This is a genomic window from Pedomonas mirosovicensis, from assembly GCF_022569295.1.
GTDB classification, from domain to species: domain Bacteria; phylum Pseudomonadota; class Alphaproteobacteria; order Sphingomonadales; family Sphingomonadaceae; genus Pedomonas; species Pedomonas mirosovicensis.
Map to the genome: position 1 here is coordinate 2,265,345 of NZ_JAKFIA010000001.1, position 20,261 is coordinate 2,285,605.

The 20,261-nt window shown below is 66.6% G+C and carries 12 protein-coding genes, 1 tRNA gene and 1 riboswitch; of the genes, 3 read left to right on the forward strand and 10 right to left on the reverse strand.

Annotated elements, in window-relative coordinates:
• Positions 1-208 precede the first annotated feature (208 nt).
• Positions 209-2,119, reverse strand: coding sequence for a TonB-dependent receptor plug domain-containing protein (locus tag L0C21_RS10770; protein WP_259278350.1), 1,911 nt, complete (start codon positions 2,117-2,119; stop codon positions 209-211).
• Between the two features lie 177 nt (positions 2,120-2,296).
• Positions 2,297-2,496: riboswitch (cobalamin riboswitch) on the reverse strand.
• Positions 2,497-2,639: 143 nt separating this feature from the next.
• Between L0C21_RS10770 and L0C21_RS10775 the strand changes: the two genes are divergently transcribed.
• Positions 2,640-3,176 (forward strand): hypothetical protein, encoded by a 537-nt coding sequence (locus L0C21_RS10775; protein ID WP_259278351.1) that lies wholly within the window; start codon positions 2,640-2,642, stop codon positions 3,174-3,176.
• 135 nt (positions 3,177-3,311) lie between these two features.
• On the opposite strand, the gene L0C21_RS10780 is transcribed toward L0C21_RS10775, so the two are convergent.
• Positions 3,312-5,225 (reverse strand): patatin-like phospholipase family protein, encoded by a 1,914-nt coding sequence (locus L0C21_RS10780; RefSeq protein ID WP_259278352.1) that lies wholly within the window; start codon positions 5,223-5,225, stop codon positions 3,312-3,314.
• A gap of 230 nt (positions 5,226-5,455) precedes the next feature.
• On the opposite strand from L0C21_RS10780, the gene L0C21_RS10785 reads away from it, so the two are divergent.
• Positions 5,456-6,640 carry a GGDEF domain-containing protein gene (locus L0C21_RS10785; protein WP_259278353.1) on the forward strand — a complete coding sequence of 395 codons (1,185 nt, stop codon included), beginning with the start codon at positions 5,456-5,458 and terminating at the stop codon, positions 6,638-6,640.
• Between the two features lie 6 nt (positions 6,641-6,646).
• Here L0C21_RS10785 and L0C21_RS10790 read toward each other — a convergent pair whose 3' ends face one another.
• From L0C21_RS10790 to L0C21_RS10815, 6 genes are all read right to left on the reverse strand, one after another.
• A complete protein-coding gene (locus L0C21_RS10790) occupies positions 6,647-7,699 on the reverse strand; it encodes a hypothetical protein (RefSeq protein WP_259278354.1) in 1,053 nt (350 codons plus the stop codon).
• A gap of 248 nt (positions 7,700-7,947) precedes the next feature.
• Positions 7,948-8,023 (reverse strand) — tRNA-Glu (locus L0C21_RS10795).
• A 161-nt stretch (positions 8,024-8,184) separates the two neighbouring features.
• A complete protein-coding gene (gene recJ / locus L0C21_RS10800) occupies positions 8,185-9,963 on the reverse strand; it encodes a single-stranded-DNA-specific exonuclease RecJ (RefSeq protein ID WP_259278355.1) in 1,779 nt (592 codons plus the stop codon).
• Between the two features lie 520 nt (positions 9,964-10,483).
• Positions 10,484-11,464 (reverse strand): class II fructose-bisphosphatase, encoded by a 981-nt coding sequence (gene glpX, locus L0C21_RS10805; protein ID WP_259278356.1) that lies wholly within the window; start codon positions 11,462-11,464, stop codon positions 10,484-10,486.
• A gap of 20 nt (positions 11,465-11,484) precedes the next feature.
• Positions 11,485-12,780 (reverse strand): homoserine dehydrogenase, encoded by a 1,296-nt coding sequence (locus L0C21_RS10810; RefSeq protein WP_374940234.1) that lies wholly within the window; start codon positions 12,778-12,780, stop codon positions 11,485-11,487.
• A 206-nt stretch (positions 12,781-12,986) separates the two neighbouring features.
• Positions 12,987-14,201, reverse strand: coding sequence for an LL-diaminopimelate aminotransferase (locus tag L0C21_RS10815; protein ID WP_259278868.1), 1,215 nt, complete (start codon positions 14,199-14,201; stop codon positions 12,987-12,989).
• Between the two features lie 240 nt (positions 14,202-14,441).
• On the opposite strand from L0C21_RS10815, the gene L0C21_RS10820 reads away from it, so the two are divergent.
• Complete coding sequence (locus L0C21_RS10820) at positions 14,442-16,151, forward strand: PHA/PHB synthase family protein (RefSeq protein ID WP_259278358.1); 1,710 nt, start codon at positions 14,442-14,444, stop codon at positions 16,149-16,151.
• 29 nt (positions 16,152-16,180) lie between these two features.
• On the opposite strand, the gene L0C21_RS10825 is transcribed toward L0C21_RS10820, so the two are convergent.
• Positions 16,181-17,626: a carbohydrate porin gene (locus tag L0C21_RS10825; RefSeq protein WP_259278359.1), complete on the reverse strand. Its 1,446-nt coding sequence runs from the start codon at positions 17,624-17,626 to the stop codon at positions 16,181-16,183.
• A gap of 5 nt (positions 17,627-17,631) precedes the next feature.
• Complete coding sequence (locus L0C21_RS10830) at positions 17,632-20,121, reverse strand: membrane-bound PQQ-dependent dehydrogenase, glucose/quinate/shikimate family (protein WP_259278360.1); 2,490 nt, start codon at positions 20,119-20,121, stop codon at positions 17,632-17,634.
• Between the last annotated feature and the right edge of the window lie 140 nt (positions 20,122-20,261).

The window sequence follows — 20,261 nt, forward strand, 5'->3', positions numbered from 1 at the left end:
TTCAATCGTTCCGCCTGCACACAAATATGACTGCCGCGTAATGGTGTAAGCCTGCCCGACGCCCCTGAAACAATCAGCTTCAAGACAGGCGGACTCGGCAGAGAAATTCTCAAGGGGCGCAGGCGCTTACGCCGCGCCATTTGATATCAACAAATGAAAAAGGCGCAGGAGCCCGAGGCCCCTGCGCCCTGAAAAACAGTACGCTTTTTTAATAACGAGCGCTGAGGCCGATGAACGCACCGCGCCCGAGGGTGCCGTAACCGCTGACGACCTCGTAGTCGGCATCGAACACGTTATCGACGCGGCCGTAGACCTCCAACCCCGGCAGGATGGCGTAGCCCGCGCGCAGGTCGACCAGCGTGTAGCCTTCCAGCCGGTTGACCTCGCCCGCGGAATCATAGCTGTCGCCGGTGAGGGTGAGGCTGGCCGAGAAATTCAGCTTCTCAGTCGCCGCCCAGTTCACCGAGGTCTGGAAGCTGTCGCGGGCGCGGCGGGCAAGGTCGGTGTCCGTCACCTCGTTCAGCGGCTCAAGCCAGGTGTAGTTGGCGCGGATGACCAGCGGGTCGATGGGCTGCAGCAGCAGGCCCAGCTCGACGCCCTTGAACGAGGCGCGGGCCACGTTGTCGTAATAGCCCCAGCGGCCGTCGGCGCACATGGGGTCGCCCGTGGTGCAGTTCACATAATCGATCTGGTTTTTCAGCTTCTGCTGGAAGTAGGTGCCGCTCACGCGGATGCGCCCCTCGACGAAGCCCTGATCGAAGCCCACTTCCCAGCCCTTGCTGGTTTCGGCGTCCAGATCCTCGTTCCCGTAGACGCTGTAGAGCTGATAAAGGCTCGGGGCCTTGAAACCCTCGCCCCAGTTGGCGCGCAGCAGCGTGTCGGTCTCCTCGATGCGGTAGGCCCCGGCGACGCGGAAGGTGGCGTGATCGCCAAAGGTGTCGTGGTCGTCATACCGCGCGCCCGCCGTCAGGGTGAGGCGCTCGAACAGCGTGGTCTGGCCCTGGGCGTAGAGGCTGTGAATGTCCACGTTCGCCCGCAGGGGCGCGGCATCGCCCAGCGCGATGTTGCGGATCTTGGTGCGCTCCGTCTCCGCGCCGAAGGTGATTTCCGTCGCCGGGCCCGCGCGCACCGTGCCCTGGTATTCGAAACGGCGGGTCTGGCCGCGCGTGTCGTTGGTCTTGAGGTCGGCGTCATAATCGGCGCGGTCCGTGCGGCTGTAACCCACCGCGAGGCGGTTGGAGAACGCGCCGCCAAGGGCATCGACGGTGACGCCCGCATAGCCGGAGTAGAGGGTGTTGGTGCTGTTGTTCTGCGTGTCGGCGAACATGTAGAGCGGCGGCGGGAAGCCGTCGTAGTCCGCCCGGCCGCGATTGTAGAGGCCCTTCAGGTCCAGCCGCACGTTGTCCGCCAGCCGCGCGCCCACGCTGCCGAGCACGGACCAGTTGCGGTAGCCGTCCTTCTCGGTGTTGCCGTCGTCCTTGTCGGCGGCGGAAATGCCGTCCGTGTCGTAGAAGCTGGCGGTCAGGGAGCCGGTGACGGCCTCGGTGCCGCCGGAGACGGTGCCCGCCGCGCGCCAGCTGTCGAAGCTGCCGCCCTCGACCAGCCCTTCGGCGTGCAGGCCGGGCTGGCCGGAGGTGGTGATGATGTTGATGACGCCGCCGATGGCGTGGCTGCCATAGAGCGTGGACTGGGGCCCGCGCAGCACCTCGACGCGCTCGATGCCGGTGGTGACGATATCGGTGAGGTGGGCGGTGCCGGCCGGCGTCGAGGGGTCGTTGATGCGGACGCCATCGACAAGAACCACCGTTTCCTCGCCGCCGACGCCGCGCAGAAACAGGGACGTTTGCGCGCCGGGCCCGCCGCTGCGGACGACGGTGACGCCCGGCACCTCGCGCAGCACGTCGGTAAGCATGGTTTTGCGGGTGGCCTTGATGTCCTCGGCGGTGAGGACGGAGACCGACGTGCCGGTAACGCCCAGGCTCTGTTCCGTGCGGGTGGCGGAGACGATGATCTGGTCCAGCGGGTTGACGGGTTCCAGGGCGAACGCGGGCTGGGCCGCGAAATTCAGCGCTATGGCCGCGGTAACAAGAAAGAGACGATTTACGTGGCAGGGCGACATGCCTGACCTCCCAAACGCAAGCAGGTTCCAGTCTGTCAGGGAGAGCCGGCCGGCTGGCCACAGGCGGACAGGCGATGATATCGCGCAGCCCCCGCTCCGGCATCCGGCGCAGCAACCCTGACGGTTGATGTCGCCGTTCCGGAAGAACCCGTCGCACACCGCTCGACCCGGCAGCATGCAAGGCGACGACAACAGGCAGGTCTCCTGGCTTCCGGGTCTGCGCGCACGCCTTCCGCCTTCCCAGTTTCCCAGTGGCTTCAATCGAAGGCGGCGCTCGCCGGTTACAGTTGCGGGGACAGCCGTGGCCTGGGGGCAAGCCCTTGCACCACATTCCCCTTTTAACCCCCTTTCGGGGGGCCTGTTGCGGGGGTGAGGGCTAGTGCGGCGCGCAAGGCCCGTCAAGCCCCCATCGCAGCAAGGGCCGGGAACAGGCGCGCAAGTAAGACCTCAGCAAACTGGACTTTTTCGCGCGGCGCGCCAGATTGCCCGAAAGAGAAAAGAACAACACGCAAGGACTACCGTGCTTCATGCTTCCTCAGGCGCACGCCGCACCTCGCATAGCGCCCAGCCGCAACTGGAGTTCACCCTTCCCGCCCCCCGCAAGTCCGCACAGGCCGCGCCCGACCGGCCAGCGCAGGAAAACGACAGGCCAATGACCGACGACAGCGACGACGATGACTCGCCGGTCTTCGCACTGGTGAAGGAAAGCGGCATCGACGGCGTAAAACGCACTCTTTATCTGGTGCTGGAGACGACGCAGGGAGAGCTGTTCCGGCTGGACTTCACCCCAGGGTGCGTTCCGCTGGCGGTGGCCGCCCTCTCCGCCGAGCTGGGCTTCCTGCAGCGCCAGCAGGCGGACAGCGCCATGCCCGTGCAGCCGATCATCGCCGATGCCTGTCAGCTGGGGGAAACGGCGGACGGCAGCCCCGCCCTCATCGCCACCATGGAAGGCGGCGGTGAGCTGCCCCTGCAGGCGAGCCTCAAGACCCTGCAGCGGCTGGCCAAGGACATCGAGGCCTATATGCGCGTGAAAGCCCCCGGCCCCGCCCGGCCATAAGGCCACTTCCAGCGGGCGCGACCGTTCGTGAAGAGCGCGGCCGGGTATGCGTGGAGGAAGCCCAAGGGGAAGCCTGGCGCTTGTGCGCCTGCGCGCACGCCCCCTGCCAATCAAAACTTCCCTGCCTGAAATCTGTTAGAAAATCGGCACGATGCGGGCCTGCGGCAGCGGGGTTGGCGCGCCCTCCGTCAGGTCCTGCGCGGCGGTGCTCCAGGTTTGCGCCTCGGCGCAGATCTTCTGCAGGCGGCGCAATGCCTCATCGGCCTGAACGGCGGTGAAGCCGTAGGGCTCGCCGCTGGGCGCGCCGCTCCACATGCGCGCATAGGCGTGCCGGTTGGCGTCGGTCAGCGGCGGCGCCAGGCCCTCGGCGAAGGTGATGGTGAACCGCTCGATCGCCGAGGCGGCATTCCGGTAGCGGATCCAGAAATGGGCGTCGAAATCGAAATCCTCCACAAGCGTTTCGCCCGCCTTCGCCCCCTTGCCCGCCACCCGCCGCAGAACCTCGCCGGGCATGTCGAGCTTCATCCCGCCTTCATCCGCCGCCAGCGCGATGCGAACAACGCGGTCGCGGTGGCCGGGCGCGCGCGCCTGCAACAGGTCGCGCCAGTTCTGCATGGTGGCGATGATGGCGAACAGGAAGCTGGAGAGGTCCGCGAGGCCGCCCTTGCCGGTGATGGACCGGTAGCGCGGGGCCCGCCCCTCCCGCGTGCTGCGCGGCAGCGTGACCACCTGCTCCGGCGGCGGGTTTTGATCCGGATAGACCAGATCGATCGCGAAGGTGGGCCAGCGCGGCAGCGGCGCGTCAAACAGGTGAACGGGGAAGTTGCTGGCCGCGCCGCCATCGGTGAACCAACAGACGCGGAAGTCATTCTCCGAGATGGGGCAGGCGTCAATATCGATCAGCGCGCCATCCTCCGCGCCGCCGAGCGCCAGCGCGTCAACGCTCTCGACGAAGCGCGGGCGGTCGTGCAGCCCGGCGCGGGGATGCGCCCGCCCTTCGGCGCGCAGGCGCTGCCAGTCCAGCTCATAAAGGGGAACGGCGCTGATGAGCAGCGGAAAGCTGAGGCTCATGCGCGCGGCGACCACGATGGGCAGCGCGCCGTCCTTCGGCAGTTCATAGAAGATCGGGTTGGCGCGGGGGTAATGGCAGGGGGCGTGGGCCTTCATCCAGGCAACGACCGGCGCCGGGAAGAGGCGCAGAAACTCATCCTCCCGAAACCACAGGCGGCCCTGGACGAACGGAATGGTGCGCGGCTCGGAATGGGAGACGTTGGTGGTGATGATTTGCAAATCGAGCGTGCGGGGCCCCTCGGGCTCGCCTGCATAGCGCGGCGCGTCCCACAGATCCCGGAACACCACGGGCCGGCCATCCGGGTCCTCAAGGCCCGCCACCTGGCGGATGGTCTCGTGCATCCATTCAGTGAGCGCGGGGGTGGAGAAACCCGGCTGCCGGGTGCCGGGGCACAGGCCGAGAAAGTTAGAGGCGGCCGCAGCGCCCAGCGCCTGGATCGACCGCCAGCCCCCCACGGCCAGCGCGCAGACGAGCGCCGGCAGCAGCGCGGCGACAAGGCCGCCGACGCCATCGATGCCGTAGCCCAGCCCCAGCAGCAGGAAGAGCGTGAGCAGCATGGAAAAGGGCGCCATGCGGACAAGCGCCAGCAACACCTCCAGCGCCACGCGCGCCCGGCCGGGCTTGGCGGCGAGCGCAACGATCAGCCGGTAGGCGGCGCGGCCATTCCAGGCAGGCTGGAACAGGCCGTAGATGAAGCCCCGGCGCGTCAGCTGCCCGGCGACCAGCTCCAGCCCCGCCATGCCGATGTGCGGCTTGCTGTGACAGGCGGGCTCCAGCGCCCGGCGCCGCTCGCCCAGCGCTGCCGCCGCGCAGATGGCCGCCGCAATGGCGCCCGCCGACGTGCCGCCGATATTCTTGAAGCGGTACTTGCGGGCCAGCGCCAGCACCGCGTTGGGATAGACCAAGCCGCTGGTGATGCCGCCCTTCATCACGAGATCGCAGTAGCCTTGCGACCCGGTCTCCGTCTCCCCGGCCATGCCGTGCCTCCGCCCGCTGGTGCCGCCAGCTAATCCTTATAGCATAGCCGCATGACGGTTCATCATCGGCATGGGCGAAGACGTGGCGCATAGACGGCCTGGAACAGGTGGGGCTGCGCCCTCTTCCGCGTGGGCGAGCGGTTATTCTGTCGCAATGGAATTTCAGGAATTCGCTTTTAAGACTAACCGCAGCCTGTAATAGTTGCTTTGAGAAATGAGCTCGTCCGCTGATGCCGCTTGATCCGCTCTCCCTGTTTACGGCCTCCTTGCTGGTGCTGCTCCTCGTCAGCAGCCTGCTTCTGCTTGCGTGGCTGCAAAACCGGCAGGTGCAGGCCCTGGCCTGGTGGAGCCTCGCCTTCCTGCTGGCAGGGCTTGGCTTCACGGGAGCGCTGATGGGCGCGGACAGCGCGCACAGCCTCGTCCGGGAAGTGGGCAACGCCGCCATCCTGCTGGGCTATGGCCTGTCGCTGAAGGCATCCCGGCAGTTCAACCAGCGCGCCACGCCCGTGGCCATCACGCTGGGCGGCAGCTTCATCTGGCTGTTCGCCTGCTGGGTCATCAACATCCCCTTCTCCCTCCGCCTGGAACTCGCCTCCCTGCTGTGCGGTGGCTACACCTTCGCCATGGCCTACGAGCTGTGGTTCGGCGCGCGCGAGCGGCTGATCTCCCAGCGCACCGCCGCCCTGCTGTGCGGCCTGCACGGCTTCTATTTCATCCTGCGGATCATCACCGGCCCGACGCTCCAGCGCACCATCCAATGGGTGGAGCAGTTGGACACCACCTGGGCACTCATCATGTCGATCGAGACGCTGGTCTACGCCACCAGCTTCGGCTTTCTCATCGTCTCCATGGCCAAGGAGCAGATCGAGGCCCGCCACCGCCGCGCCGCCCTGCAGGACCCGCTGACCGGCATCGCCAACCGCCGCGCCTTCAAGGAACAGGCGGAACAGCGCCTCGCCCGCAACCAGGCCCTGGGACGGCACAGCAGCGTCATGCTGTTCGACCTCGACCACTTCAAGGCCATCAACGACGGCCACGGCCACGATGCGGGCGACCAGGTGCTCATCGGTTTCTGCGAACTGGTGGAGGGATTGCTGGACCCGGATACCCTGTTCTGCCGCATGGGCGGAGAGGAATTCGCCGCCTTCCTGTCCGGGGAGGACCCGAACCGGGCCCTGACGCTCGCCGAGCGCATCCGCGCCGCCCTTGAAGACGGCGGCATGAAGGCGAACCAGCAGCATATTGCCGCCACCGTGAGCATCGGCATCGTTATCAGCCGCGATGCGGCCATATCCTTGCGCGACCTGCTGGCCCACGCCGACGCCGCGCTCTACGAGGCCAAGGCCGGCGGCCGCAACCGGGTGGCCGTCTACTGCGCCGACCGCAACAAGGCGACCAGCCTGCAGGTGGCATAGAACCGGTCAAGGGCGCTCGCCCCGGTAGTTGGGATGGCCGATGATTGCCTCGATTATCTGCCCGCCTCCAGTTTCAGAAATTGCGGTATTAACCCCGACAGACTTTGTCTTGGCGCTGAACAGCCGCCGCATCCAGTCGTTCTCGCGAGGCACAATGAACTTGATAAATTCGTGCGTGCCGCCCCGTGGGACGTAAATTCGCGATAGCCTCACGTTCAGCAGTTCGGCCCAGAAAATGAAGCGACCTATCGTATAGAGCCGGATGCCATCCTCACCGATTTCAAGGAACGGCTCATGGCGGTCCACATAATTCCGATAAAACGACATAGGGCCATGTTTCAGAACCAGGAAACCGGCCCACGCAAAGAAGCCTGACAACAGGATCAGCAGGACAAGCAGGCCTGTTGCAGCGCCCAACGGCGCCTGGTTGAAGAGGACGAAAACAAACAGGAGAAACCCGCCCCCTGCCCCCAAAAAAATGCACAGGAAGAGTGGCAGGCAGAAGGCCATCATGACGGAAGCGTAGCCAATCGAAAAACCGCTCCGCCCGAACACCAAGGGGCGCGAGAAACCATCCTGAGCGCAGCTTTCAACGGGATCGCCGCCGGGTTTTCCACTCTTGCCGGCTCTTCGAAACAGCCCGCGCAGGCACCAGATGGGCACAACGACACAGGCCAGAACGAGGGCCAACGACCAGTCCGGCCGCTTTTCCAATAAAATAAGCGCGGCCGTGAAGCTCGGCACAGGCCCCAGACTGAGAAGAAAAATGGCCGTAATTTCCAGCCGCTCCTTCCAGCTGATCCGCTTCGTGGACTTGGCCCGCCTCCGGAGGGTTTGAAACCATCTGACGGTGGCCAGGAGGAACAGCGCCGTTAGCGCAGAGCACAGAAGCGCTACCGCGCATGCGGAGAATATCCCCGCGGTGTCATCCGCGTCTCGCAGCTTGGCCACGGCACCGAAGATCAACAGAATATCGAACCCGACGCTCAATACGCAGAGAAGAACCAGAAAAACGCTGAACAGCCCCCTGAACGCCCACGACCAGAAACCGCCCGCCATGACGCTGCCGCCCCCACCGAAAATCTGCGAAAGATTATGGCCTTAGGCGAAATGAGGCAAGGACGTCAGGGGCCGGGAAAGCGCCCGGAACCATGAACCGGAGCGACAGGCAAACCACCAGGCACCCAGGCCAGCCGCAAGCGGCTTGCAAGCGCGACGACCCTCACGCTTGAGGCGCGGCAATGCGGGGGTAATGTCAGGGTAACTGGCTGAAACCGCGAAGGGAAAAATGGCGGCTTTCTGCGGTGTGGCGACCCCTACGGGATTCGAACCCGTGTTCCTACCGTGAAAGGGTAGTGTCCTAGGCCTCTAGACGAAGGGGTCATGGCCGCGAAGTGGGCGCTTGATAAACGGGGCGGACGCCGGGGTCAAGCGCATCCAGCAATTGAAATGAATTTTTTATTCTACCCCGGAAAATTCTCTGCAATTTCAACGGCGCGGACCTTGGCCGCAAAGGCCCTTTCGCTTGTTTTCAGGCACTGTTCTCAGCCCAGCCCATCGGCCCAGGCGGCGTCATCCAGATGCAGTTCGGCCCTGGGTGCGCCGGTCCAGTGGTCGATGCAGATGCGCCCGGCCACATAGAGCGGGCGGCGGCCCGCCCCGGCCAGCGCCAGCCCCAGCTCCGTATTGCCGTGGCGGAAGGCCATGGCCTTGATCCGCGCGCCATCCTTGCCGCTGAGGATAACGCGAACGTGGTCCTGCCCCACGATATCGCACTTGACCACGTTGACCGGCCCCACCGCCACCTTCGGGTTGGGCCAGCCGGTGCCGTAAGGCCCGGCCTGATCCAGCTGCTCGCCGAGTTCCGGCGTGACGCCGCCGGGCGCGAGCGCCGCATCCAGCTTGAGCGCGCGGCCGTCCATGGAAGCGGCGACGTCCTCCCCCAGTCGCTCGCACAGGAAGGCGCGGAAGTCCGCCACCTTACCCGCCTCGATGGTGAGGCCCGCCGCCATGGCGTGGCCGCCGCCCGCCGCCAGCAGGCCCTCGTCCTTTGCCGCCAGCACCGCCGCGCCCAGATCAACGCCCGGCACGGACCGGCCCGAGCCCTTCCCCACCGTGCCATCGACGCCGATGACGACGGCCGGGCGGCCGTATTTCTCCTTGAGGCGGCTGGCGACGATGCCGATGACGCCCGCGTGCCAGCCGTCTCCGCTCGCCACCACAACGGGGTCGGCCTCCGGGGCAACCAGCAGCGCCTGATCCAGCGTCAACGCCTCCAGCGCCTTGCGCTCGGCGTTCAGCCGGTCCAGCTCCTCGGCGATCTGGCGGGCCTCGCCGGGCTGCTCGCTGATGAGGAGCCGCGTGCCGAGATCGGACCGGCCGACGCGCCCGCCCGCGTTGATGCGCGGCCCAAGCTGGAAGCCGAGGTCGCCGCTGGTCGGCGCGCGATCCATGCGCGAGACATCGCACAGGGTCGCCAGCCCGATGTTGCCGCGCCGGGCCATGACCTTCAGCCCCTGCGCCACGAACACCCGGTTGAGGCCGGTCAAGGCCACCACGTCCGCCACCGTGCCCAGCGCCACGATGTCGAGCATCCCCATCAGGTCCGGCTCGGGCCGCCCCTTGGCGTACCAGCCGCTGAGGCGCAGCACCCGGTTGATGGCGACCGCCAGCAGGAAACACACGCCGACGGCGGCCAGATGGCCGTATTCGGTGCCCGCATCGTCATCGAGCCGGTTGGGGTTGACAACGGCGAACGCCTCCGGCAGCGCCCAGCCCGCCTTGTGGTGATCGACCACCAGCACATCGAGCCCCGCCGCCTTGGCCGCCGCCAGCGGCTCGAACGACTGGGTGCCGCAGTCCACCGTCACCACCACCTTCGCGCCCGCCTGGGCAATGGCGGTCATGGCGGCGACGTTCGGGCCGTAGCCTTCGGTCATGCGATCGGGGATGTAGAAGCTCGCCACCCCGCCCACGGCGCGCAACAGGCGCACAAGCAAGGCCGTGGAGGTCGCGCCGTCCACGTCGTAGTCCCCGAAGACCACGATCGGCTCCTGCCGCCGCACCGCATCGGCCAGACGCTCGGCGGCGCGGTCCATGTCCTTGAAGATCGAGGGGTCGGGCAGCCAGTCCCTCAGCGTCGGCTTGATGAGGCGGCCAACCGCCTCTACCTCCGCGCCGCGCCCGGCCAGCACCAGACCCACCGCTTCGGGCAGACCATGCGCCTGGGCAATGGCAGCGCCCGCCGACAGATCCGCCCGCCAGCGCCACGGCTGGCCCAGAACCGAACGCTCAACCCCAAAGACATAAGACAATGCAGCCATGCCCCCGTTCTGACGCAGCACGGGCGCAGACGCAAGCGCACAAAGGTAGAACATCGTGGGGGCGCGATGCGTGGTGGGGTGGGCGTGGTTTAGAGTTTTCTTTTGCAGGAGGGTCTTGAACCCTCTCGGCAACCTCCCTTTCATTTTTTGGTACGTGCGTGCAGGGAAAGGTGGGCCCCTTTTAGAGGATGGATTGGGACGCGCCTACCTCCCTGTCCGTGCGAACCGGGCAGAGGCGCGCATAAGCTATGCATGAGCGCTCCTTACTATCATTCAATGGAGTATTGTTCGCTCAAGTAAGGGTTCGGCGGGTGCGGGCTGCGTGGCCCATGACTTAAATTCCAGAAGGCGCGCCCAAATTCCGGAAGACGCGCCCGCCATCCCACGCACGGCCCGATAAACGAATGGGGGGTGCAGGGGGTTACAAACCCCCTGCAAACACAAGCCCGAAGGGCGAGAAAAGAGAAGGGCCGGAGGATGAACCCCCGGCCCCGCTCGCATTCAGCACTTCAAAAGAAGCTTACAGCTTCTTGCGGCGGTGCTCGCCGTAGACGTAGCGCACGGTGCCGGAGGAGGCGCGCATCACCAGCGATTCCGTGGTGAACCAGCCGCCCGGCTTGCGCTTCACGCCTTCGAGCAGCGCGCCGTCGGTGACGCCGGTGGCGGCGAAGATCACGTCGCCGGAGGCCAGCTCGGTGAGGTTGTACTTGCGGTTGAAGTCGGTGATGCCGACGCGGCGGGCGCGCTCCTTCTCATCCTCGTTGCGGAAGATGAGGCGGCCCTGGATCTGGCCGCCGATGCAGCGCAGGGCTGCCGCCGCCAGCACGCCTTCCGGCGCGCCGCCCGAGCCCATGTACATGTCGATGTTGGTTTCTTCCGGGTCGGCCACGGCCATGACACCGGCCACGTCGCCATCCGGGATGAGCTTGATGCCGCAGCCGATCTCGCGCAGCTCGCGGATCAGCGCCTCGTGGCGCGGGCGGTCGAGCACGCAGACCATGATGTCTTCCGGCGCGACGCCCTTGGCTTCGGCGAAGCGGCGCACGTTCTCGGCCGGGCCGAAGTCGAGGTCGACGAGGCCTTCCGGATAGCCGGGGCCGATGGCCAGCTTGTCCATGTAGACGTCCGGCGCGTTGAGAAGGTTGCCTGCCTCGGCGATGGCCAGAACGGCCATGGCGTTGGCCCCCGCCTTGGCGGTGATGGTGGTGCCTTCCAGCGGATCGAGCGCGATGTCGATGGCCGGGCCGTCCTGCTCGGAGCCCACCTTCTCGCCGATGTAGAGCATCGGCGCTTCGTCGCGCTCGCCTTCCCCGATGACGACGGTGCCGTTGAACGGCAGGCGATTGAGCGCATCGCGCATGGCCTCCACCGCCGCCGCGTCTGCCGCCTTCTCGTTGCCGCGACCGGTCAGCTTGGCGGCCGCGATGGCAGCCGCCTCGGTGACGCGCACCATTTCAAGCACCCAAATGCGGTCGAGGATCTGGGAAGGAGTCTGAGTCATGAAAAGGCCTTTCCTGCCCGTTAAAATTCAAGAATATGCATCATGACCGGCGCGGAGGTGACGCTTTCCAGCGCCGCGATCCGCTCCAGCGCATCGGTGACAGCCTGCTGCGGCCCCTCGTGCGTGGTCAGCACGAAATAAACGCTCCCGTTCGGGGCATTGCCGCGCTGGATGACGCTTTCCACCGACACCGACAGGTCCCGCAGGATGGCGGTCAGCTCGGCGAGGACGCCGGGCCGGTCGGTCACCGTCAGGCGAATGTAGTAGCGGCCCACGTGCGACATGGGGTCGGCCGCCGGAATGTCCGCAAGGCTGGCGGCCGGCATGGCGAAGGCCGGGCCGAATTCGCCGCGGGCCACGTCCACCAGATCGGCCGCGACGGCGGAGGCGGTCGGCCCCTCGCCCGCGCCGCGCCCCTGGAACAGGAGGCGGCCCACGTAGTTGCCCTCGGCCACCACCGCGTTCAGCGAATCCGTGACATGGGCGAGCGGGTGCGTCTCCGGCACCAGGCAGGGGTGAACCCGCTGGAACAGCGCGCCGTCTTCCTGCCGCGCCAGGCCGATGAGGCGGATGCGGTAGCCGAGCGCGCGGGCGTAGTCGATGTCCGCCGGGGTCACGTTGCGGATGCCGCAGGTGGAAACGCCCGCGAAGTTGACCCGCGTGCCGAAGGCAAGCGAGGAGAGAATGGCCAGCTTGTGGGCGGCGTCGATGCCGTCGATATCGAAAGTGGGGTCGGCCTCGGCGTAACCCAGGCTTTGGGCCTCCTTCAGCACCGCGTCGAACGGCTTGCCCTCGCGCTCCATGGCCGAGAGGATGAAATTGCAGGTGCCGTTGAGGATGCCGTAGACGGCCTGGATGCGGTTGCCCGCCATCCCTTCGCGCATGCCCTTGACGACCGGAATGCCGCCGGCGACCGCCGCCTCGAACTTGAGGGGGGCATTGGTCTTCTCGGCCAGCTGGGCCAGCTCCAGCCCGTGGTGGGCGAGCATGGCCTTGTTGGCGGTGACGAACCCCTTGCCCGCGCTGAGCGCCGCACGGGCCATCGCCAGGGCCGGGCCGTCCGCCCCGCCGATGAGTTCGACAACCGTGTCCACATCCTCGCGCGCGGCCAGATCCGGCGCGTTGTCCTCCCACGCGAAGCCGGACAGGTCGACGCCGCGGTCCCGGCTGCGGTCCCGCGCGGAGACGGCGGTAATCACGATCGGCCGGTTGGCACGACGGCTCACCAGTTCGGCGTTCTCTGCGAGAAGCTTGACCAGACCGGCACCCACGGTGCCCAGCCCTGCCAAGCCGACACGTAAAGGCTTGTCAGACATTGTCATCCCATTTCCATCGGCGACGGTCCTAGCGAGTGTAGGAGGATTTGGCTAGGGCTTGCACACCCGAATCGATCCGCCGTCGCCTTGTTTCGCCCAGGGTTCCCCCGGAAGAAACATGGCCGGGGCGAGGCCCGGCCATGCCTGTTGTTACGCTTGAGACGGCCTGGCGTTCCAGCCAAGCTGCCTTTGGCTTCGCGCTTCGGCTACTCCGCCGCGGCCTTGGGGCCGGGCACGTTCAGCCCCTCCGCCTGGAAGAAGCGGCGGATGTTGCGGGCCGCCTGGCGGATGCGGTGCTCGTTCTCCACCAGCGCGATTCGCACATAGCCCTCGCCCAGTTCGCCGAAGCCGACGCCGGGGGCCACCGCCACCTGCGCGCCGGCCAGCAGCTTCTTGGAGAACTCCAGCGCGCCCAGATCGCGGAAGGCGGGCGGCACCGGCACCCACGCGAACATGGAGGCGGGCGGCGGCGGCACCTCCCACCCGGCGCGGGCGAAGCTTTCCACCAGCACGTCGCGGCGCTGCTTGTAGAGCTGGCGGGCCTGCTCGATGCACTCCTGCGGACCGTTGAGCGCGGCGACGGCCGCCGCCTGGATGGGCGTGAACGCGCCGTAATCGAGGTAGGACTTCACCCGGGTGAGCGCCTGGATGAGCTGCTTGTTGCCAACGGCAAAGCCCACGCGCCAGCCCGCCATGGAGTAGGTCTTGGACATGGAGGTGAACTCCACCGCCACGTCCTTCGCGCCCGGCACCTGGAGGATGGAGGGCGGCGGGTTGCCGTCGAAGTAGATTTCCGCATAGGCGAGGTCCGACAGCACCCAGATCTCGTGCTTGCGGCAGAAATCCACCACCTGCGCGTAGAAGTCGAGGTCCACCACCTGCGCGGTGGGATTGGACGGATAGCCCATCACGATGGCCGTGGGCTTGGGCACACTGTAGCGCACCGCGTTTTCCAGACTTTTCATGAAGTCCGGCCCCGGCGCGGCGGGCACATGGCGGATGGCCGCGCCCGCGATGATGAAGCCGAAGGCGTGGATGGGATAGCTGGGATTGGGCGCGAGGATGACATCGCCCGGCGCGGTGATCGCCTGCGCCAGATTGGCGAGACCTTCCTTCGAGCCGAGGGTGACGACGACTTCCGTCTCCGGGTCCAGCTCGACGCCAAAGCGCCGGGAGTAGTAGGCCGCCTGCGCCTTGCGGAGCCCCTTGATGCCCTTGGAGGCCGAGTAACCATGGGCATCCGGCTTGCGGGCCACTTCCGCCAGCTTCTCGACGATGTGGGCGGGCGGCGGCGTATCGGGGTTGCCCATGCCGAGATCGATGATGTCTTCCCCGCGCGCTCGGGCGGCTGCCTTCATTGCGTTCACTTCAGCGAACACATAAGGCGGCAGGCGCTTCACGCGGTAGAATTCCTCATCGATCATTGGTCAAAACCTTCAGTTAGAATGTATGCGGCTTTCCATTTCCGCCCGCGCTGGGCTAGGCTCGGAAAGCCTGGCTGTCTTATAGGCTGAGGCGGATTCGAAGGCGAGTGCCAATGGCGTCGAAGAACCCCGGTTTTCGCAAATAGGCGCAAGAATATTGCCATGAGCGAGCAAAAGTCCTCACATGACCCGGCTCAGGCAGCAGCATATGAAAGATTCCAACAGTGGACCCGGCTGATGGGGCGGGCCCAGCAGCTGATGCTGGAGTTCTGGGTGCGCCAGACAGGGCCGAGTCGGCCCTTCCCGCTCGACCCCTTCGGCCTTGCGCCGCTGGGCGCGCAAGTGGCCGCCAGCCTGATGGCCGAGCCCCAGCGGCTGGCGGAGCAGCAGACACGCCTGTGGGAAGCAACCCTCGCCCTGTGGCAGGATGCGGGCCGGCGCCTCGCCGCCCCCACTGACGCCGCGCCCGCAGCGATGAAGCCCGACAAGCGCTTCAACGCGCCGGAGTGGCAGTCCCACATCATGTTCGATCTGATGCGCCAGAGCTACCTGCTGGCCAGCGAGCATTTCCTCAGCATGGTGGAGAGCAGCACCGGGCTGGACGACGACGCCCGCGCCAAGGCCCGCTTCTTCGCCCGGCAGTGGGTGGACGCGCTCTCGCCCGCCAACTTCCCCCTCACCAACCCGCAGGTGTTGAAGGCGACATTGGAGGAGCAGGGCCAGAACCTGCTGCGCGGTTTCGAGAACCTCCTGAGGGACCTGGAGAAGGGCAGCATCACGCTCACCGACGAAAGCCCGTTTGCCGTGGGGCAGAACGTGGCGGCAACGCCCGGCAAAGTGGTGTTCGAGAATAAACTGTTCCAGCTGATCCAGTACGCCCCGGCGACAGAGACGGTGCATCAGGTGCCCATTCTCATCGCGCCGCCGTGGATCAACAAATTCTATATCCTCGACCTCACGCCGCAAAAGTCCTTCGTGCGCTGGTGCGTCAGCCAAGGCTTCACCGTGTTCGTGATGTCGTGGGTGAACCCCGGCAGCGAGCACCGGGACCTGGGGCTGGCGGATTACATGCTGGACGGCATTATTGCTGCCATGGAGGCCGCGCGCAAAATCTGCGATGCGCCCTCCGTTCACGCCATCGGCTACTGCATCGCGGGCACCCTGCTCGCCCCGACGCTGGCCTGGCTGGAGACGAAGGGACGCGGCGACCTCGTCTCCTCCGCCACCTTCTTCACCGCGCAGGTGGATTTCGCGGATGCGGGCGACCTGCGCCTGTTCGTGGGCGACGAGCAACTGAAAATGCTCGATCAGCTGAGCGCCGAGACGGGATATCTCGACGCCCGCTACATGGCCGCCACCTTCAACATGCTGCGCGCCAACGACCTCATCTGGAATTACGTCGTCAACAACTACCTGCTGGGCCGCGAGCCGCCGCCGTTCGACCTGCTTTACTGGAATTCGGACGCGACCCGCCTGCCCCGCGCCATGCTGCTGGAATATCTGCGCGAGCTTTATCTCGGCAACCGGCTGGCCGAGCCCGGCGGCCTTTGCCTTGCGGGCGTGCCCATCGATCTCGCATCCGTGGAAATTCCCGCCTACATTCAGGCCGGGCGGGAGGACCACATCGCCCCGCCCCAATCCGTCTACAAACTCACCCGTCATTTCTCCGGCCCGCTGCGCTTCGTGCTGGCGGGCTCGGGCCACATCGCGGGCGTCGTCAACCCGCCCCACGCCCGCAAATACCAGCACTGGGTGAGCGAGCAGCTGCCCGATACGCTGGAGGAATTCTCAACGCTCGCCGAGGAACGCCCCGGCTCCTGGTGGCCGGACTGGCTCGCGTGGCTCACGCCGCAGGCAGGCCCCATGGTGCCCGCGCGCGCACCCGGCGCACACCCGGAGTTCCCCGCCCTCGAAGACGCCCCCGGCCGCTACGTGAAAATGCGCTGAGTTTTCTTGGGGGAAGCGGGATTTTATTTTCACAAAGGGGGGCGCGGCTCGAAAAGAATGGGAGTGCAGAGGGTCCGCGACCCTCTGCAAGAAATAAAAATTCGCACCCTCAAAAAAATCACAGCACGATGTTGGCCTTGAGGCCGATGACCACGATGTCCTTGTTGTGGTCGAACCCGCCGGGGTTGATGATGTACTGCACGTTGGGATGCAGGATGATCCACTTGGAGAGGTGGAAGCCGTAATAGAGTTCGCTGGCGTATTCCGCGCCGGGCCGCTCCGCCTGTTGCCGGGGGCCGGGCGTGAAATCCCCGCTCGGCGCGGGAATTGACGTTGGTGCGACCGACGGCAAAGCCGATTACATCCTCCGGCCGCTCCTGAAACAGGCCGGTGTAGAACAACCCCACGCTGACCTGGTTGTCGATGCGGGCGGTCTCGCGGTCCGCCTGGCTGAAGTTGAAAAACAGGGTGAGGCCGGAGATGGTCTGCTCGCCTTCCGCCCGGCCGAACACCTGCTGCTGCGCCATGAAATAGCCGCCGTACTGGCCTTCGCGGCGCAGGGCAGATGCGCCGGTGAGCGGCCGGGGCTGGCGGTTGATATCGAGACGGAGGTCATCGGCGTCTTCGGTGTTGTACCATCCGCCGAGCTTGTAGGTGCCGGGGAGCTGGTCCGTGCCGAGTTTGGGCGTCCAGCCGATCTCGACGGGAATGAGCGCGCCGGTTGCGCCGTTGAAATAGCCGATGGTGAAATCCTTCTCGAGGTTGCGCGGATTGACCTCGTAGACGCCCGCCTGGAAATAAAGGCTGTCGCCTCGTTTCACGCGCAGGCGCGCCGCCCACTGGCTGACCGGCCAGTTGAACCAGTAATTGCCCACGATATTACCGGGCGGGGCCCCGCAGAAGGTGAGGTTCATGAACTCGCAGGAAAAGGCGGCGAAGTCCTCGCCCGTCAGCAGACGGCCGAGCTTCAGATCAATGCCGCTGTCGCCAAGATCCTGCTGATACCACAGCTGGGTGACGCGCCAGGTCTGGCCGCGCCCGAACACCTCCTGCACCTGCTGGAGCACGCCCAGCCCCGCCTTCTCGGTGAGATCATAACCGCGCCGATAGGTGCCGGTGGCCTGAAACGTGCCGCCCTTCAGGCCCGCCAGCTTTTCCATATCGAGCGTTGCGCCGAAGGTGAGCTGGCCGGTTTCGCGCACCAGCTCGCGCTCACCGCCGCGGGCGTTCCAGGCGGTTTGCGAACCATAGCTGAGCGCGAGCTTGACGCCCTTGTCCTCCAGCCGCTTTCGCCCCCCGTCTCCGCCGAGAGTGGGCGACGGCGGCGGCTTGGCGACGCGCGTGTCGGCGTGCGGGCGCACGCTGGGCGGGCGGCGCTGCGGCTGGGGCTCGTCCGGCGGCTCGGGCTGGGCAAGAACCGGCCCCGCCAGGATGGCGGCGATCGCAAATGCCAGCCGGGGCGCGAGCGGGGCCATGGCCGCTACTCGTTCTTCAACGCGAAGGCAACGATGGCATCGCCCAGCTCGGTGCCGAACGTGCCGTGGCCGCCGGCCGCCACCACCACCATCTGGCGATTATCGGCGGCGCGGTATGTCATGGGCGTCGCCTGTCCGCCGGCAGGCAGCCGGCCCTCCCACAGCAGCTCGCCGGTGGTGATGTCATAGGCGCGCAGGTAATTATCGAGCGTGCCGCTGTAGAAGAACACGCCGCCCGCCGTGATGAGGGGCCCGCCGAGGCTCGGCACGCCCATGTTGAACTTGAGCGGCAGGGGCGCGGAATCCCGCACCGTGCCGTTGCGGCGACGCCAGGCGGTCTTGCCGTCGGCCAGCCCCACGCCGACGAGCGAGCCCCACGGCGGCGACTGGCAGGGCACGCCGAGCGGCGAGACGAACGGGCCGATATCCGCCGCGTAGGGCGCGCCAAAATTCTCGCCGAACATGGCCTTGCCTTGCGTTACGATCTGGGTGCGGGCATCGGGCCGGGGCACCAGCCCCACGACGAAGGCCAGCCGCACCGGCGAGCCGATCAATATTTGCCGCGCCGGATCAACCGCGATGCCGCCCCAGTTGAAGACGCCGGTATTGCCCGGATAGATGATGGAGCCGCCCGGCACCGGCGGCGTGTATGGCCCGGTGTAATAGAGCTTGCGGTAGGTGATACGGCAGAAAATCTGATCGAAGGGCGTTGCGCCCCACATGTCGGCCTCGCGCAGGGGCGGCGGCGTGAAATTGAGGGCGGAGACCGGCTGGGTGAGCGAGGCAAAGTCGCCCTTGACCGCCTTGCCCTCGAAGCGGGTTTCCTTCACCGGGAAAATCGGCTCGCCCGTGCGGCGGTTGAGAACGAACAGGTCGCCCTGCTTGGTGGGACCAATGAGCGCCGGCACGATGCCGTTTCGGGTGTGCAGGTCGATGAGCGTGGGCTGGGAGGGCACGTCCCGGTCCCACAGGTCGTGATGGACCGTCTGGCGTACCCAGCGCAGCTGGCCGGTTCTGGCATCCAGCGCGACAATGGCGCTGGAGAAGCGCTCCACCTGCGGCGAGCGGTTCGCGCCCCACTGGTCCGGCGACTTGTTGCCGAGCGGAATGTAGACCATGCCGAGCGCTTCATCGGCGCTGGGGATGGACCACATGTTGGGCGCGCCCTCGCTGTAGGTCTGCCCCGGACCGGGAATGGCATTGGGGTTGACCGCGCCGGGATCGAAATTCCACGCCAGCTGGCCGGTGTGCACGTCAAAGGCGCGGATGACGCCGGACGGGCTGTGCACCGAGACGTTGTCGTTGATGGCGCCGCCGACGACAATCATGTCGTTCACGATCACCGGCGTCGATGTAATCATCAGCCAGCCCGGCTTCGCGTTGGGAATGTTGGTGAGCAGCGAGACCTGCCCGTTGGTGCCGAAGTCGGGGCACGGCGTGCCGGTATCCGCATCCAGCGCGATCAGGCGCGCATCCATGGTGGGCGTGATGATCCGCCGGGCGCACAGCCCGCCCGTCGCGGATGTCGGAGCGGGCAGCGCAGGCTGGGTCGTCGCAGGCTGGGGCGCTGTGGACTGGGGCGCTGTGGGCGGGGCGGAAGCCGCCGCAGCCGGAGCGCCGGCAGGCGCTGCCGCCGCCTGCTGGGCCGCGCCCGGCGCATCCTCATGATAGACGACGCCGCGGCAGGTGAGATGCTCGCTGGAGGCATCGATCTGGATTTTCGGGTCGAACCGCCAGCGCACCTTGCCGGTGGTGGCATCCAAAGCGATCACATGGTTGTGCGGCGTGCAGAGATAGAGCGTGTTGCGGATCTTGATGGGCGTCACCTCGTAGGTGGTCTCGCCGGGGTCGTTCTTGCCTTTCAGATCTCCGGTGTGAAACACCCAGGCGACCTCCAGCTTGTCCACGTTGTCGGGCGTGATGTCGCCGAGGGTCGAGAACCGGCGGCCGAAGCGGTCGCCGCCATAGTAGGGCCAGTCGTTGCCCGGCAGGGGCTCCGGGCTTTCCACCGCCACCCGCTGGGCAGGCAGCTCGCCCTCAATGAGAAACTCATCGTCAAAGACCGATATCAGCGCCGTGATGCCCACCAGCGCCACGACCACGGCCAGCGCGATGCGCCCGCCGGTCCACCGGTCGCGCGGCCGGGGCGGCGTGGTGGCGGCATCGGCCACCGTGTCCGCCGGCACGCGGGCCGGGCGGATGATCGGCAGCAGCAGCCACAGGCCGATGAGGGTGAGCAGCACGCCGCGCGGCACCAGCGCCCACCAGTCGAGCCCCACCTCCCACACCGCCCAGACGAGCACGGCAAGGAGCATGGCGGCATAGACCCAGCGCGCCACCGGATTGCGCCGGATGAGCAGCCATCCGGTGATGAGCAGCCCCAGCGCCATGAGAAGATAGAACGGGCTGCCGCCCACCGCCGTGAGCCAAACCGCGCCGATTGCCAGCACGACCCCCAATAGCAACAATACCCAGCCGGTGATGACGGCAACCATTGGCGCCTCCCTATGCTTGTACACTCCGGTTCAGCGCATCGTCGGTCTTGGCGGACGGCTAGGGCTATAAGCCGCCGGGCATGGCAAGGTTCCGAAAGGATGAGGGATGTTGACCGGACAAGCGGTTGCCGGGGGCGCTG